We start from the raw sequence: 1,418 nt of genomic DNA, 5'->3' as shown, positions 1-1,418 counted from the left end.
TGTGTCTGAGACCTGATGCCGAGCCGATTGTGGCGAAGTGGATGATCCTATGCTGTCGAGAAAAGCCTCTAGCGAGTTTCATGGCGGCCCGTACCCTAAACCGACTCAGGTGGTCAGGTAGAGAATACCGAGGCGTTCGGGTGAACTATGGTTAAGGAACTCGGCAAAATGCCCCCGTAACTTCGGGAGAAGGGGGGCCAGCTCCGGTGATCCGATTTACTCGGTGAGCTGGGGGTGGCCGCAGAGACCAGCGAGAAGCGACTGTTTACTAAAAACACAGGTCCGTGCGAAGCCGTAAGGCGATGTATACGGACTGACGCCTGCCCGGTGCTGGAACGTTAAGGGGACCGGTTAGCTCCATTTCGGTGGGGCGAAGCTGAGAACTTAAGCGCCAGTAAACGGCGGTGGTAACTATAACCATCCTAAGGTAGCGAAATTCCTTGTCGGGTAAGTTCCGACCTGCACGAATGGCGTAACGACTTCTCGACTGTCTCAACCATAGGCCCGGTGAAATTGCACTACGAGTAAAGATGCTCGTTTCGCGCAGCAGGACGGAAAGACCCCGGGACCTTTACTACAGTTTGATATTGGTGTTCGGTTCGGCTTGTGTAGGATAGCTGGGAGACTTTGAAACGCGGACGCCAGTTCGCGGTGAGTCGTCGTTGAAATACCAGTCTGGTCGTGCTGGATGTCTAACCTGGGTCCGTGATCCGGATCAGGGACAGTGTCTGATGGGTAGTTTAACTGGGGCGGTTGCCTCCTAAAGGGTAACGGAGGCGCCCAAAGGTTCCCTCAGCCTGGTTGGCAATCAGGTGTTGAGTGTAAGTGCACAAGGGAGCTTGACTGTGAGACCGACGGGTCGAGCAGGGACGAAAGTCGGGACTAGTGATCCGGCGGTGGCTTGTGGAAGCGCCGTCGCTCAACGGATAAAAGGTACCCCGGGGATAACAGGCTGATCTTCCCCAAGAGTCCATATCGACGGGATGGTTTGGCACCTCGATGTCGGCTCGTCGCATCCTGGGGCTGGAGTCGGTCCCAAGGGTTGGGCTGTTCGCCCATTAAAGCGGTACGCGAGCTGGGTTTAGAACGTCGTGAGACAGTTCGGTCCCTATCCGCTGTGCGCGTAGGAGTCTTGAGAAGGGCTGTCCCTAGTACGAGAGGACCGGGACGGACGAACCTCTGGTGTGCCAGTTGTTCTGCCAAGGGCATGGCTGGTTGGCTACGTTCGGGAGGGATAACCGCTGAAAGCATCTAAGCGGGAAGCCTGCTTCGAGATGAGGACTCCCACCCACTTGATGGGGTAAGGCTCCCAGTAGACGACTGGGTTGATAGGCCGGATATGGAAGCCAGGTAACTGGTGGAGTTGACCGGTACTAATAGGCCGAGGGCTTGTCCTCAGTTGCTCGCGTCCACTGTGT

At 56.4% G+C, this 1,418-nt stretch carries 1 rRNA gene (running past one end of the window); it reads left to right on the top strand.

What is annotated here, in order from left to right:
• Positions 1-1,397 (top strand): 23S ribosomal RNA (locus AB0I54_RS47990); it begins 1,799 nt to the left of the window's first position.
• Positions 1,398-1,418 lie beyond the last annotated feature (21 nt).

Source organism: Streptomyces sp. NPDC050625 (assembly GCF_040654755.1).
Taxonomy (GTDB): Bacteria; Actinomycetota; Actinomycetes; order Streptomycetales; family Streptomycetaceae; genus Streptomyces.
Note: the sequence above shows the minus strand (reverse complement) of the source record. Positions and strands in the feature narration are given on the sequence as shown.